12 protein-coding genes and 1 pseudogene are annotated in these 13,428 nt (G+C 69.3%); 2 read left to right on the top strand and 11 right to left on the bottom strand.

All coding sequences use genetic code 11. The features are described from left to right. Position 1: 1 nt before the first annotated feature. From RHA1_RS28460 to RHA1_RS28440, 5 genes are read right to left on the bottom strand one after another with little or no spacing between them, the layout of a single operon-like run. Positions 2 to 1,180, bottom strand: coding sequence for a lipid-transfer protein (locus RHA1_RS28460; protein ID WP_011597933.1), 1,179 nt, complete (start codon positions 1,178 to 1,180; stop codon positions 2 to 4). Beyond that, positions 1,177 to 1,608 carry a MaoC family dehydratase gene (locus RHA1_RS28455; protein ID WP_011597932.1) on the bottom strand — a complete coding sequence of 144 codons (432 nt, stop codon included), beginning with the start codon at positions 1,606 to 1,608 and terminating at the stop codon, positions 1,177 to 1,179. The genes RHA1_RS28460 and RHA1_RS28455 overlap by 4 nt, the downstream gene beginning before the upstream one ends. Next, complete coding sequence (locus RHA1_RS28450; RefSeq protein WP_011597931.1) at positions 1,605 to 2,717, bottom strand: acyl-CoA dehydrogenase family protein; 1,113 nt, start codon at positions 2,715 to 2,717, stop codon at positions 1,605 to 1,607. The genes RHA1_RS28455 and RHA1_RS28450 overlap by 4 nt, the downstream gene beginning before the upstream one ends. Beyond that, positions 2,717 to 3,655, bottom strand: a complete 939-nt coding sequence (locus RHA1_RS28445) for a bifunctional MaoC family dehydratase N-terminal/OB-fold nucleic acid binding domain-containing protein (protein WP_011597930.1) — start codon at positions 3,653 to 3,655, stop codon at positions 2,717 to 2,719. The genes RHA1_RS28450 and RHA1_RS28445 overlap by 1 nt, the downstream gene beginning before the upstream one ends. Then, on the bottom strand, positions 3,652 to 4,818 hold the full coding sequence (locus RHA1_RS28440) for an acyl-CoA dehydrogenase family protein (protein WP_011597929.1): 1,167 nt from the start codon (positions 4,816 to 4,818) through the stop codon (positions 3,652 to 3,654). Before RHA1_RS28440 ends, RHA1_RS28445 begins: the two co-directional genes overlap by 4 nt. A gap of 139 nt (positions 4,819 to 4,957) precedes the next feature. On the opposite strand from RHA1_RS28440, the gene RHA1_RS28435 reads away from it, so the two are divergent. Then, a complete protein-coding gene (locus tag RHA1_RS28435) occupies positions 4,958 to 5,398 on the top strand; it encodes a nuclear transport factor 2 family protein (protein WP_041812149.1) in 441 nt (146 codons plus the stop codon). On the opposite strand, the gene RHA1_RS28430 is transcribed toward RHA1_RS28435, so the two are convergent. From RHA1_RS28430 to RHA1_RS28420, 3 genes are read right to left on the bottom strand one after another with little or no spacing between them, the layout of a single operon-like run. Continuing rightward, entirely contained in the window at positions 5,382 to 6,269 is an 888-nt protein-coding gene (locus RHA1_RS28430; protein WP_011597927.1) for an LLM class F420-dependent oxidoreductase, read from the bottom strand. The genes RHA1_RS28435 and RHA1_RS28430 overlap by 17 nt on opposite strands. Before the next feature lie 13 nt (positions 6,270 to 6,282). After that, positions 6,283 to 7,950: a steroid-22-oyl-CoA synthetase gene (gene casI / locus RHA1_RS28425; RefSeq protein WP_011597926.1), complete on the bottom strand. Its 1,668-nt coding sequence runs from the start codon at positions 7,948 to 7,950 to the stop codon at positions 6,283 to 6,285. A 26-nt stretch (positions 7,951 to 7,976) separates the two neighbouring features. Next, positions 7,977 to 9,170, bottom strand: a complete 1,194-nt coding sequence (locus tag RHA1_RS28420) for an NADH:flavin oxidoreductase (RefSeq protein WP_011597925.1) — start codon at positions 9,168 to 9,170, stop codon at positions 7,977 to 7,979. Between the two features lie 154 nt (positions 9,171 to 9,324). Between RHA1_RS28420 and casG the strand changes: the two genes are divergently transcribed. Further along, the gene (casG, locus tag RHA1_RS28415; RefSeq protein WP_011597924.1) at positions 9,325 to 10,986 is read left to right on the top strand and encodes a steroid-24-oyl-CoA synthetase; all 1,662 of its coding nucleotides are present in this window, start codon (positions 9,325 to 9,327) and stop codon (positions 10,984 to 10,986) included. 82 nt (positions 10,987 to 11,068) lie between these two features. Here casG and RHA1_RS28410 read toward each other — a convergent pair. The 3 genes and pseudogenes from RHA1_RS28410 to RHA1_RS28400 form a co-directional block, all read right to left on the bottom strand. Continuing rightward, positions 11,069 to 11,883: pseudogene (locus tag RHA1_RS28410) on the bottom strand (mycofactocin-coupled SDR family oxidoreductase). Between the two features lie 19 nt (positions 11,884 to 11,902). Next, the gene (locus RHA1_RS28405) at positions 11,903 to 12,553 is read right to left on the bottom strand and encodes a PaaI family thioesterase (RefSeq protein WP_011597922.1); all 651 of its coding nucleotides are present in this window, start codon (positions 12,551 to 12,553) and stop codon (positions 11,903 to 11,905) included. Further along, a complete protein-coding gene (locus tag RHA1_RS28400; protein WP_009479066.1) occupies positions 12,550 to 13,422 on the bottom strand; it encodes a MaoC/PaaZ C-terminal domain-containing protein in 873 nt (290 codons plus the stop codon). Before RHA1_RS28400 ends, RHA1_RS28405 begins: the two co-directional genes overlap by 4 nt. Between the last annotated feature and the right edge of the window lie 6 nt (positions 13,423 to 13,428).

Genomic DNA, 13,428 nt, shown 5'->3' with positions numbered 1-13,428 from the left:
ATCAGTCCTCTCTGCCCAGGATCAGGCCGCTGGTGGGCACGGCGGTGCCCGCGGTCACCAGCACGTTGCCGATGCCGTCCGGTTGTGTGGTCGACGTTCCCCGAATCAGGCGAACCGCCTCGGCGATGCCGTTGACGCCGTGCAGATATGCCTCGCCGATCTGGCCGCCGTGGGTGTTCGCCGGGAGTCGGCCGCCCACCTCGAGGTTGCCGTCCCGGATGAAATCCTTCGCCTCGCCGGGGCCGCAGAACCCGAGTTCCTCGAGTTGCGGGAGCACGAGCGGGGTGAAGTGGTCGTAGAGGATCGCCGCCGAGATGTCGTCGGGCGCGAGACCGCTCTGCCCGTAGAGTTGCCTGCCCACGAGGCCCATCTCGGGTATCCCGGTGATGTCGGGCCGGTAGTAACTGGCCATCATGTGCTGGTCCTTGCCCGAGCCCTGCGCGGCGGCCTTGACGATCGCCGGGGTGGCGCGGAGGTCCTTGGCACGTTGGGCGGAGACGACGACGAGGGCCTGGCCGCCGTCGGTTTCCTGGCAGCAGTCCAGTAGGTGCAGCGGTTCGGCGATCCACCGCGACTTCTGGTGATCGTCGAGGGTGATGGGCCGCCCGTGGAACCAGGCGGCGGGGTTGTCGGCGGCGTGCTTGCGTGCGACGACCGCGACCCGGCCGAAGTCCTCGCTCGTGGCGCCGTACCGATGCATGTACCGGCGGGCGAACATCGCCACCCACTGGGCGGGCGTCGACAGTCCCTGCGGGGTCAGCCAGGCGTACGCCGCCCGGTCCGCGGTGCTGTCCATCGGGCGGTCGTGCTGCCCGAGTCCGTAACGCACACCGGACCGTTCGTTGAACGCGCGGTAGCAGACGACGACGTCCGCGATGCCGGTGGCCACGGCCATCGCCGCCTGCTGGACCGTGGCGCACGCGGCGCCGCCGCCGTAACCGATGCGGGAGAAGAACTTCAGCTCGCCGATGCCAGTGTTGCGGGTGACGAGCACCTCCCCGTTCGTCTCGGCGGTGTACGTGGACAGTCCGTCGACCTCGGACGGGTCGATGCCCGCGTCGGCGAGTGCGGCGACGATCGCCTCGCACGCCAGTTGCAGTTCGCTTCGTCCCGAGTGCTTGGAGAATTCGGTGGCGCCGATGCCGACGATCGCGGCGGCGCCCGACAGGGGGCTGGTCACAGGTCTCCTCGTGCAGGCCAGGCGACGACGACGGTTCCGGTGGCGTGATCACCGAGGCTGTTCGCGCCCCGGATGTTCACGGTGACGAGGCCGCCGTCCTTCGCGACCACCTCACCGGTCACGGCCATCGCGTCGCCGGGGTAGTTGGGGGCACCGAGCCGCACCGCGATCCGGCGGAGCGACGCGTGCGGTCCGGCCCAGTCGGTGACGAACCGCCCCACCAGCCCGTTGGTGGTGAGGATGTTCATGAACACGTCCTTCGACCCCCTCTCCAGCGCGAGGGCCGGGTCGTGGTGAACGTCCTGGAAGTCGCGGGTGGCGAGGGCGGTGGCGACGATCAGGGTGCGGGTCAGCGGAATCACCAGCTCCGGCAGTCGATCGCCGATCGTGACGGCGTCGTAGGTCGTCGCGCCGACGGTCGCGGTCATGCGACCACCTCCACCCCGGCCGCCAGCTGCGCGCCCAGACGTGCCAGGTCGGAGCCGGCTCCGCCGAAGGTGGCGGCGAGCTGTTTGCCCCACAACAGGTGCCGGTGCACCGGGTAGTCGGTGTCCACGCCGATACCGCCGTGCACGTGCTGCGTGCGGTGGACGACCCGCTGCCCGCCGTCGGTCGCCCACCATTTCGCGACCAGCACAGCGGTTCCCGGATCTTCCCCGCTCGCGACGAGCCACACGGCCTGCCACAGCGTCACCCGCATGGCCTCGAGGTCGATGTAGCAGTCCGCGAGCTGATGGGTGACGGCCTGGAACGTCGCGAGCGGGCGGCCGAACTGGGTGCGTCCGTTGAGGTAGGTGACCGCCTGCCGCACCGCGCCCTCCCCGACGCCCAGTTGCAGGGCGGCGACCGCCAGTTCCGCCCGTTCGATCAGCCACCGCACCGCGCTACCGTCCGCCGGGCCGACCGGTTCCGCGGGGGCCGCGACGAACGTGACGTTCGCGCAGATCTCGTGGGTGGTCGACTCCGCCTGCTGCGCCGTCACACCCGCGGCCCCCGGGTGCACCAGGAACAGCGCCGGACCACTGTCGGTGGTCGCGGAGACGAGGAGGCGTTCGGCGACGTGCGCCACGGGCACCGCGGGCTTGGCGCCGTGCACCTGCCACCGGCCGTCCACCTCGCGTGCCGTCGTCGCCGGTTCGCCCGCGACGTACGGTCCGAATTCCTCGAGCCCGACCGTGAGGATCAGGCTGCCGTCGGCCGCCGCGGGGACCAGGGCGGCACGTTGGTCCGGTGTCCCGAACTCGGCGATCGCGAGTGCGCCGAGCACGTGCGGCCACAGCGGAACCGGCGCCACGGTCCGGCCCTGCTCCTCGAGTAGGACGCACAGTTCTGCGAGCCCCATGCCGCCGCCACCGAGGTTCTCGGGCAGGGCGATGCCGAGCAGCCCTGTGGTGGCCAGTTCGCGCCACAGTTCCCGGTCGATCCGGTCGGCACTCGATTCGACGTCCTTGATCCGCTCGGGTCGCGACTTGGCAGCGAATACGTCCGCGGCCAGTCCGCGGACCGCTTCCTGCTCCTCGCCGAAGGTGAAATCCATCAGTGTTCCTCCGATGCTGCGGGCCGGAATGCGGGCAGTGTGAGTTCCGGGTCGGCGTCGATCCAGTCCAGTTCCACGGGCATTCCGATGTGCACGTGTTCGGGTTCGACGCCTGTCATGTTGGCGATCAGGCGGGTGCCCTCCTCGAGTTCGATCACCGCGACGACCAGTGGGTAGTCGAACGCGTCGATCTTCGGGTGGTGATTGACGACGAACGTGTAGACGGTGCCCCGCCCCGACGCGTCGACGGTGTCCCATTCGGTGGAGCGGCACTCCCCGCACATCGGTCCGGTCGGGTGCCGCAGCACACCGCACCTCGCGCACCGCTGGATGACCAGGCGGTGCTCACGTGCGGCCGCGAACCAGAAGGCGTTGTCGTCGTTGAGCGCGGGCCGCGGGCGAAGCGGGCGCGGGGCCGGACGTTCGGTGGGCCGGAATCGGAGTGTCCGCCACCGCTGGGTTCCGACGATCTCGCCGTCGCCGTTGCGGTACGTCTTGAGGGTGGTGACGAAATGTCCGGCGCCGAGACCGGTCTGCTTCTCCGCGGAGACGGACTCGACCACCTCGGTCGTGCTCACCCGGTCGCCGGGGCGCAGTTCGGCGAAGAATTCCTGGTCGGAATCGGTGGCGACGACGGACGTGAATCCCGCCTCGTCGAGTGTGGCGATCAGTTCCGTACAGACGGGTGACGGGTCGGCGCCGGACATCTTGTCCGCGAATGTGCGCATCGTCCACACCTGCAGCATCTGGGCGGGTGCGACGGCGCCGCCGCGGCCGGTGGCGCGCGCGGCGGCGTCGTCGAGGTAGACCGGGCTCGTGTCGCCCATCGCCTCGACCCAGTGCCTGATCATGGGAGTGTTCACCGGGTCGGGACCCCAGGTGGCCGGGACGATCGTCCGTCCCTCGAAAGCGAGGAGGCGGGTAAGGAGTTCGCTCATTTCACCCTCTTCTCGCGGGCGAGTCCGAGGCCGAGGGTGCCGACCATGTCGCGCAGCACCTCGTTGACGCCGCCGCCGAACGTGTTGACCACGCTTTGGCGTGAGATCTGTTCGATCTGGCCGGCGAGGATCGCGCCCGGCGAGCCCGGACGCAACCGGCCGGCGGCACCGAGGATCCCGAGCAGCGTGCGATAGACGTCGACGTGGGTTTCGGTGCCGTACGTCTTGGTGGCGCCGGCGTCGGCCCCCGACAACGCATCCCGCGCGACCGCGACGGTCATCTTCCAGTTCAGTAGTCGCATCGCCTCGAGCTTCGCGTGCGTGCGCGCGAAGTCCATCTGCACCCACGGGATGTCGAGTGCCCCGTTCTGACGGGCCCAGTCGAGGACCCGGTGCCACAGTCCGAGCGTGCGGCCGCCGAGCGCGGCGAGCCCGATGCGTTCGTGATTGAGCTGCGCGGTGATCAGCTGCCACCCGCCGTCGACGTCGCCCACGACGTCCTGATCGCCGACCCGGATCCCGCTGTAGTAGGTCGACGTGACCGTCAGCCCGCCCACGGTGTGGATCGGTGACCAGCTGAAGCCGGGATCGTCGGTGGGAACGATGAGGATCGAGATGCCCTTGTGTTTGGGCGCATCCGCATCGGTGCGGCACGCCAGCCACACGTAGTCGGCCGTGTTGGCGCCACTGGTGAAGATCTTGTTGCCGTCGACCACCCAGGTGTCCCCGTCGCGCACGGCGCGGGTCTGCAGCGAGGCGAGGTCGGTGCCGGCTTCCGGTTCGGTGTAGCCGATGGCGAAGACGATGTCGCCGGCAAGGATGCCGGGAAGGAACCGTGCCTTCTGCTCCTCGGTGCCGTACTTCATCAAGGTGGGGCCGACGGTGTTGACGGTGACGAACGGGAACGGCAACCCGGCCCGCTGCACCTCGTCGAAGAACACGAACTGGTCTTCGATCGACCGTCCCTGCCCGCCGTACTCCACCGGCCAGCCGACACCCAGCCAGCCGTCCTTGCCCAGCAGCCGCACGATGTCGCGGAAGTGCTCTCCGCCCACACCCTCCTCACCCGCGATCCGCCGCGTCTCCTCCGGCAGCAGCGCCGCGAAGTAGGCTCGCAACTCCCGCCGGAGTTCCCGCTGCCCGGGCGATTCCCTCACATCCATCGGCGTTCTCCTCAAACCTGTGCGTGGCTGTCGCCACGTGTGTTCTGGACGCTAATCAGCACTCCCACGCCTCGGTGCCGATGTCTCGGTCAGCGGGAGGCGGCTGTCGCCGATGCCGCGTGTCCGCTGGAATGGTGGAATGGCCACCGGATTCGCTCTCACCGAACTCACCGCCCGCTATGCGCGGGCCGTCGACCGGCGCGAGGCGGCGACGCTCGCGGCGTTGTTCGACTCCGACGCGACGTTCGTCCTCCCGCCCGCGCTGACGGGCACCGGCGCGGCAACGGAACTCCGCGGCAGTGACGTGCTCGCGTCCGCCGTCGTGGACGCGGTCTCGCATCTGCAGTCCACCCGCCACGTCGTTCACCAGCAGGTGATCGACGTGGGCGGGTCGACGGCGTCGGGCGAGACGTACTGCACGGCGCACCACGTCTATGCCGGTCGAAACGGATTCCGCGACAACCGGATCGCGTTGCGCTACCACGACCGGTACGTGCTCGGCGACACAGGCTGGCAGTTCTCCCGGCGCGAACTGATCGTCGACTTCAGCGAGGACGTGCCGGTCACCGTGCCGGACTGAGGCCCAACCGCGCCGAACAGGCGGCCATCTCGTCGATGACCTGGCCGAGGGACTGCGCGTGCCGGGACACCGACAGCACGAGCCGATTCGCGCCCAGGTCCCGGCTTCGGTCGAGCTTGGCCTCGTCGAGCCGTGGCAGCGTGGCACCCAGCACGAGGTCGACGTCGGCGGGATCGCGGCCGGCGTCCGCTGCCGCCGCCCGCATCCGGGCGATCGCCCGGTCCAGGTCGTCACCGGCCAGGCCGAGCGGCTGGAACCCGTCGCCGAGCCGCCCTGCCCGCCGTGCGGCCGCCGGGCTGTGTCCGCCGATGTAGAGCGGCACTCCCGAATCCCGGTGGGGTTTGGGCCAGCTCTGGGCGCCGCGGAAGGAGAAGTGTTCGCCCGCGAAGTCGACCGCGGCGGTACCTGACCACAGCGCCCGCATCACCGCGATCGCCTCGTCGGCGATCGCGCCGCGCCGGTCGAAGTCGCCGCCGCAGGCCTCGATCTCCTCGCGCATCCAGCCGAGACCGAGGCAGATGCGCAGACGCCCAGCGGACAGTCGGTCCAGGGTGGCGAGACGCTTCGCCAGCACCACCGGGTGGTGGTTGGGCAGCACCAGCACGCCCGTCGCGAGACCGAGGGTCGTCGTGGCGCCGGCGACGAACGACAGCAGTTCCAGCGGGTCCGGCAGGCTGCAGTCGTCGGGCAGGTGCGACTTGCCGGTGGGCGAGTACGGATAGGCACTCGCCGTGTCCGCGATGACGACCGAATGCTCGACCGCGGAGATCTCGTCGAATCCGAGTGATTCGGCGGCCCTCGCGAATTCGAGTATCCACTCGGGCTCGCCCGCCCCTCCCAGCTCGACGGGAACCACCACACCCAGTTTCATGTCACCCTCACCGTCACACGTGCAGGAATCGTTGCCGGCCGTGCGTGTGGAACTCCTGCTCCAGCACGGCCTTCTCACTGTCGGTCATCTCGTGGTACTCGGGAACACCGCGTCCCACCCACCGGAAGACCGGATCGTCGCAACGCCAGCGCTGTTCCTGCAGCGTGCGTTTGAGCACCTTGTTCGATCCCGTCACCGGCAGGTCCCTCGACACCCGGACGAAGCGCGGTGCAGCCTTCGTGCCGAGGTCGTCCTGGTTACCGAGGAACGCTGCGAACTCCGCCGGATCGAAATCGGTGGGGTCCGCCACCTCGACGGCCGCCATCACCTGATCACCCGACCGCGGGTCCGGGACGGCGAACACGCCGGTGGCGACCACTTTCGGGTGGCGCCGCAGAATGCGCTCCACCATCAACGCCGAGGTGTTCTCCCCGTCCACCCGAATCCAGTCACCCTTCCGGCCGGCGAAGTAGATGAAGCCGGCCTCGTCGACGTACCCGAGGTCGCCCGTCCAGTACCAGCCGTGCCGGATACGGTCGGCGATCGCGTCCTCGTTCTTGTAGTAGCCCTCGAACCGCGACGCGCCTGCCTTGTCGACCATTTCGCCGATCGCCTCGTCCGGGTTGAGCACGCGACCGTGCTCGTCGAGTCGCGCCCGGGCCTTCTCCACGCGGGTGTCGGGGTCGACGATGACGATGTTCTCGTTCGCGGGTCTGCCGAGCGCACCCTCGGGGGCGTCGGGATCGAGCGTCACCGAACCGGCGCCCTCGCTCGAGCCGTACCCTTCGTACAGTTCGGCGCCGAACCGGCGGACGAATTCGGTTTTGTCCTCCGGGGACGCCTCGGTCCCGAAACCGCGGACGAGCGTGTTGTCACGGTCGTCGGGTTGCTCGGGTGTGGCCATCAGGTACGCCAGCGCCTTGCCGACGTAGGTGAAGAACGTGGCGCCGAAGAACCGGACGTCGGGCAGGAATCCGGAGGCGGAGAACTTGCGCGGCAGGCAGACGGTGGCGCCGTTGGCGAGGGCGGGCGCCCACAGCGCCATCAGCGCGTTGCCGTGGAACAGCGGCATGCAGCAGTAGTCGACGTCCTCGCGCACGTGCCCGTATTTGGCGGTGTTCGCGTACGCCAGCCGGGCGAGCCGGCCCTGGCTGCACCGCACCGCTTTCGACGTGCCGGTGGTGCCGGACGTGAACAGCAGGAGGAACAGCGTCGACGCGTCGATTCCGGGATCCTCGGCCGGGCTCTCCACGGCGTGGGCCGCGACGAGTTCGGTGTAGGCCGGATCGTCGACGAGCAGAAACCGGTCCTCGGACAGCCCGAGGTCGAGACCGGCGAGCTGCGCCTTCCCCGCGGTGTCCGTGACGATCAGCTGGCAGTCGACGTACCGGATCTCGGCCTCGAGTTCCGCGCCGCGGCGGGTCGGATTGACGCCGACGACGGCGGCGCCTGCGAGCGCCGCGCCGCCCAGCCAGAACAGGAACTCGGGGGTGTTCTCGAGCAGGACGCCGACGTGGAACGGTCCGTCGCGCCGCAGCGAGGACGCGACGGCGCCGCGGGCCGCACTCTCGCGCACCACCTCGTCCCAGGTCCAATCCTGTTCCCGGGTGCGCACTCCCAGCCTGTCGTCGCCCAGCCGGTCGAACAGCATCCGGGCGATCGTGGTGCGTTCCAACTCCATCTCTCCTATCGACGCGGTATGCACGCTCACGGCACGCGAAGCACGCAGTGGGTGCCACCGTAGATCGCCGTCATGCACTTGTTGCAGTGAATGCACAGACCGGGGTTGTGGGTCTCGTCCGTGATCCGGTTGACGAGGTCGGGTTCCCGCAGGAGTGCCCGTGCGACGGCCACGAACTGGAAGCCTTCCGCCATCGCCAGGTCCATGGTCGCCTTGCCGGTGATGCCGCCGAGGAGGACGAGCGGCATCGTCACGGCGGCCCTGATCTGGCGGGCGTCCTCGAGAAGGTAGGCGTCGCGGTAGGGGTATTCCTTCAGGAAGTGCCTGCCGACCAACCGGATTCCCAGTTTCGTCGGCTGCGGCATGACGGCGGCGAACTCGCGGAGCGGCGCGTCGCCCTTGAACAGGTACATCGGGTTCAGCAGCGAACTGCCCGCGGTGAGCTCGAGCGCGTCCAGCGAACCGTCCTGTTCGAGCCACTGCGCCACCTGGATGGCCTCGTCCACCCAGAAGCCCCCGGGCACACCGTCGTCCATGTTCAGCTTGGCGAGGATCGCGATCCGCTCCCCCACCGCGTCGCGGACGGCGCGGGCGGTCTCGAGCGCGAACCGGGCGCGGTTCGCCAGCGATCCGCCGTACCGGTCCGTGCGCTTGTTGACCTTCGGGCTGAGAAAGGAGCTGATCAGGTAGTTGTGGCCGAAATGGATCTCCACGGCGTCGAACCCCGCCTCCACCGCGCGGCGAGCCGCGTTGGCGTGAGCCTCGACGATCCGGGCGATGTCTGCCGTGGAGGCCGGCTTGGAGAAGTTCTGAGTGGTCACCCGGAACGCGCGGGACGGGCCCAAGGCCGGGAATCCGATGTACTTCGCGGCCGCGACCGGTCCCGCGTGGCCGATCTGCGCCGACACTGCGGCACCCTCCGCGTGGATGGCGTCGGTCAGCTTCCGCAGACCCGGCATCGTCTCGTCGGTCCATTGGATCTGGCCGGGCGACGTGCGTCCATCCGCGGCGACCGCGCAGTACGCGACGGTCGTCATGCCCACGCCTCCGGCGGCGGGCTGCCGATGGAATTCGATGAGCTCGTCGGTGACCAGCCCCTTCGGGGTCAGGCCCTCGTACGTCGCTGCCTTGATCACACGATTGCGCAGGGTGATCGGCCCGAGTTTGGCCGGGGCGAGCGGATCGACCTTCACTGCGGGCGGGTCGAGATCTATCGTCATATGAGTTCCTCCAGCTGCGATTCGCTGTCGAACGTAACGGCGCCGGGATGTCACGGATCGCGGCAGTCTCGCTGAGTGGTAACCACGTCCGGGCGCCCGTCACGGCGTGCCATCTTGTGTCGGTACGAGTGCCCGAGGACGAAAGGTCGCCCCGATGACTGCCCCTACAGATCCACAGTTGCACCTGGATCAGGTGATGTCCCGCCTCACCGGACCCGGTGGCCGGTTCGAACTCGTCGAGGAGCCGGTGCTCGGCACCCGGATGCCGGTGATGAAGAACCGTGGGCGGTCGGTGGGCGAGCTCCTCACCACGTCGCTCCGGTGGGGCGACCGCGACTACCTCGTGACCGCCGATCGCCGCATGTCCTACACCGAGCACGCCGCCGCGGTCGCGGCCCTGGCGACGGCGCTGCGCGAGGACTACGGCGTCCGGAAGGGTGACCGGGTGGCGATCCTGGCCGCGAACACCCCCGAGTGGGTGGTTGCGTTCTGGGCCACGCAGGTGCTCGGCGCCATCAGCGTAGGGTTGAACGGCTGGTGGGTTCCGCGGGAGGTCGAGTACGGACTGACGCATAGTCGCCCCACCGTGGTGGTCGCCGACGCGAAGCGCGCGGAGACACTCGCCGCGGTCGGCACCGACCTCCCGGTCCTCACGATGGAGGAGGATCTGCCTGCGCTCTTCGCGCGGTACGCAGGGTCCCCGATGCCGCACACCGACGTCGACGAGGACGATCCCGCCGCCATCCTCTACACCAGCGGCACGAGCGGCAGGCCCAAGGGAGCGCTGCACTCTCAGCGCAACATTCTGGCCGTCGTCGACTACCACCGGTTCAGCGACGCGGTGGTCGGCGAGTTCAGTGGACGCCCTGTCGATCCGGCGGTGCCGAGTCCGCTTCGCTACCTCCTGACGTCTCCCCTGTTCCACATCGCGAGCCTGCACAATCTGGTGATTCCGCGGCTTGCGACGGGCGGCGCGGTCGTCATGCACCAGGGCGGATTCGACGTGGACGCCGTGCTCCGCCTCGTCGAGCGGGAACGGGTCACCAACTGGGGAGCGGTACCCACGATGGCGTCCCGTCTGGTCGAACACGACGACCTCGACAAGTACGACCTGTCGTCGCTCACGTCGTTCTCGCTGGCGTCCGCACCGTCGTCGGTCGCGTTCAAGGAACGGCTGCGCGAGAAGGTGCCGTTCGCGCGCAACGCCCTCGTGGACAGTTACGGACTCACCGAGTGCAGTACCGCGATCGCCGTCGCCACCGCCCCCGAACTCGAACAGTTCCCCGGCACTCTGGGCCGTCCGATCATCACGGTGAGCATGGAGATCCGCGACCCGTACGGGGAGTGGCTGCCCGACGGCGTCGAGGGTGAGGTGTGTGTGCGCAGCCCGTTCGTGATGCTCGGCTACTGGGAGGACGAGGCCGCCACCGCCGCGGCGATCGCCCCGGGCCGGTGGCTCCGGACCGGCGACTACGGACTCGTCGAGAACGGTCGCCTGCGGCTGACCGGACGTCGCTCGGATCTGATCCTGCGCGGCGGGGAGAACGTGTATCCCACCGAGATCGAGCAGTGCCTCGACGAGCACCCGGAGGTGCTCGAGTGCGCGGTGATCGGGACGCCCCACGAGGATCTGGGGCAGGAGGTGGCGGCCGTCGTGGTGTTGCGACCGGGTGCCGCGGCCACCGAGGCGGAACTGCGCGAGTACGCCGCGGATCGCCTGTCGTATTTCAAGGTCCCTACCCGCTGGCGGATCACCACCGACCTGTTGCCCCGCAACGCAACCGGCAAGATGGTCCGCCGGGACATCACCGTCTGACCCCGGTGGCCGAACGCCGAATGTCACAGTGGTACAGTCGAACTGCACCACTGTGACATTCGGCGAGCAGGAGAGGTGTACCTCAGCGGATGAGGTTGCCGAGATCGACTGGAATCTGCGCCCCGGTGATGTATTTCGCCTCGTCGGAACACACCCACGCGACGACGGCGGCGACGTCCTCCGGCTGGGTGATGCGGTAGGGCAGCGAATTCTGGTAGATGGAGCCGAGCGTCGACGCGTACCGGGCGATGAGCGGGTGCAGGTCACGCACCTTCATGCCGGTGTCCACGCCCGCCGGGTGCACCGTGTTGACGCGGATGCGGTACTCACCGAGTTCGTTCGCCATCGTCTTCGCGAGCCCGGTGATGCCGTGCTTGGTGGCGACGTAGTGCCCCGTGAACGGCGTGCCCTTCAGCCCGGACACCGAACTGGTGAAAACGACGGCGCCGCCCTCACCCTGCTCGATCAGATACGGAACCGCCGCCTTCGCGGTGTGGAACGTTCCCGTGAGGTTGACGTCGACCGTCTCCTGCCACTGCTCGGCGGTGATCTCCCACGACAACGCACCCGAGCAGATGCCCGCGTTCGCGATCACGACGTCGAGGCGGCCCAACTGCTCGATGCCGTCCGCGAGGGCCCGCGAGAGGCCCTCGAAATCGCGCACGTCCGCGGTGGCGGAGACGATCCGCCGCCCGGTGGACTCGACGAGCCGGACCGTCTCGGCCAGGTCGTCCTGGGTGGCGCCGGGATAGGCGGTGGACGCGAATTCGGTGCAGGCGTCGATCGCGATGACGTCGGCGCCCTCGGACGCGAACCGGACGGCCTCGGCGCGGCCTGCCCACGCGCCGCGCCGGTGACGAAGACGACCTTGTTCTCGAAACGGCCGGGTGACGTCATTTTCTGCTCCTGATCGGGGTCATCGTGGGCGGGGCACGGTCTTGTCGACGAACAGTCCCTCGACCGACACGCACACCTGGCCGTCCGCGGTCCGGATGTCGCCGGCGGTGGTGATCTTGCGTCCGTCGACCGACATCAGCTTCCCAGTGAGGGTGAGCGGTTCGAACAGCGGCGTCGGGCGGTGGTAGCGGGTGCTCAACTGCGCTGTCATGCCGGCTTTTCCACCCCAGGCGTTGGCGACGCCGAGGACGTGGTCGAGCAGGAGTGCGGACACGCCGCCGTGGACGTGCCCCGGCGGCCCCTGGTACGGGATGGTCAGTGTGACGGTGCCCCGGACCGATCCGTCGGACAGTCCCTCGAGGACCACGGGCGGCGCGAGCGCGTTCTCGGGTCCGGTGACGGGATCGTGCCGGGTGACCCCTTCGCCGTTCCACATGTCGATCAGCCGCTCGGCGACGGCGGGCGCGTGTTCCTCGAGATGCCCGGCGATGCTGTTCAGCTCTTCCGCGACGCGCTCGAGGTTGGCGTTGCCGCGATCGGTCCGCAGCAGCGCGTCGACCACACGCCGGGCGGCGTCGGTCGCCCGGTCGACGGCGGAACCGTCGGGCGGTGACGTCAGCACCGTCCCCGACGGGCTGTTCTCGAATGTGGGATGTGTACCGACGCTCACCCGCTCACCTCCATCGTCGCCTGGGTCAGCACCGGTTGCCCGTCACGGTCGGGGCACGTCGCGCGCAGGGTCAGCCGGTCGCCGTCGTGCCAGACCGCGGTCTCGACGGTCTCGCCCGGGTACAGCGAGCCCGCGAACCGCACCGCGTAGTGGCGCAGGCGCGTGGGATCGCCGTCCAGCATCCCGTCGACGACGGCCTTGCACACCACACCGTACGACGCGAGCCCGTGCAGGATCGGCCTTTCGAACCCGGCCGCGGCCGCGAAGTCGGGATCCGCGTGCAGCGGGTTGAGGTCGCCGCTGAGCCGGTAGAGCAGGGCCTGCGCCGTCCCGGTGCGCGACACGAGCACCTTGTCGGGTGCGCGGTCCGGCGCCGTGGCCACCGACTCGGGTCCCGGGGAGCCGCCGAAGCCGCCCTCATCGCGGGCCCAGATCTGCATCCCCGTGGTCCACAACGGGTTCCCGCCCGAGTCGGTGGCCGTCTGTTCGAGCACGATGACGGCGGCCTTGCCCTTGTCCCATACGTCGGCCACCCGCGAGGACACCCGGGCCTCACCCGACGGAGGAATCGGCGCATGCACGGTGAGCGACTGTCCGCCGTGCAGGATCCTGCGCAGGTCGACGTCGATGCCGGGCAGGCTCAGTCCGGTCGCCGGTGCGTCGCCGGCCGAGATTCCCTGCCCCGCGACGAGCGCGAACGTCGGCAGCACCTGCAGGTCCTTCTCGTACGCCCAGCGCAGTTCCGCGGGGTCATGAGTGTTCTCGCCGGCGCCGAGGCCGAGGTGGTAGAGAATCACGTCGCGCTCGGTCCACGACACGTCGCGTACGGACGGTTCCGCGGTCAGCGCGGCCTTCACGTCGATCGCCATGTCAGG

Source organism: Rhodococcus jostii RHA1 (genome assembly GCF_000014565.1).
Lineage (GTDB): Bacteria > Actinomycetota > Actinomycetes > Mycobacteriales > Mycobacteriaceae > Rhodococcus_F > Rhodococcus_F jostii_A.
The sequence above is the reverse complement of the archived record's forward strand: the minus strand, read 5'-3'. Positions and strand labels throughout refer to the sequence as shown.

What these genes read in the sequence shown, in the direction of transcription:
- RHA1_RS28400 (WP_009479066.1), bottom strand. Translation starts at nt 13,422, where the DNA reads ATGGCGATCGACGTGAAGGCCGCGCTGACCGCGGAACCGTCCGTACGC.
- RHA1_RS28450 (WP_011597931.1), bottom strand. Translation starts at nt 2,717, where the DNA reads ATGGATTTCACCTTCGGCGAGGAGCAGGAAGCGGTCCGCGGACTGGCC.
- RHA1_RS28435 (WP_041812149.1), top strand. Translation starts at nt 4,958, where the DNA reads ATGGCCACCGGATTCGCTCTCACCGAACTCACCGCCCGCTATGCGCGG.
- RHA1_RS28445 (WP_011597930.1), bottom strand. Translation starts at nt 3,655, where the DNA reads ATGAGCGAACTCCTTACCCGCCTCCTCGCTTTCGAGGGACGGACGATC.
- RHA1_RS28430 (WP_011597927.1), bottom strand. Translation starts at nt 6,269, where the DNA reads ATGAAACTGGGTGTGGTGGTTCCCGTCGAGCTGGGAGGGGCGGGCGAG.
- casG (WP_011597924.1), top strand. Translation starts at nt 9,325, where the DNA reads ATGACTGCCCCTACAGATCCACAGTTGCACCTGGATCAGGTGATGTCC.
- RHA1_RS28455 (WP_011597932.1), bottom strand. Translation starts at nt 1,608, where the DNA reads ATGACCGCGACCGTCGGCGCGACGACCTACGACGCCGTCACGATCGGC.
- RHA1_RS28440 (WP_011597929.1), bottom strand. Translation starts at nt 4,818, where the DNA reads ATGGATGTGAGGGAATCGCCCGGGCAGCGGGAACTCCGGCGGGAGTTG.
- RHA1_RS28420 (WP_011597925.1), bottom strand. Translation starts at nt 9,170, where the DNA reads ATGACGATAGATCTCGACCCGCCCGCAGTGAAGGTCGATCCGCTCGCC.
- casI (WP_011597926.1), bottom strand. Translation starts at nt 7,950, where the DNA reads ATGGAGTTGGAACGCACCACGATCGCCCGGATGCTGTTCGACCGGCTG.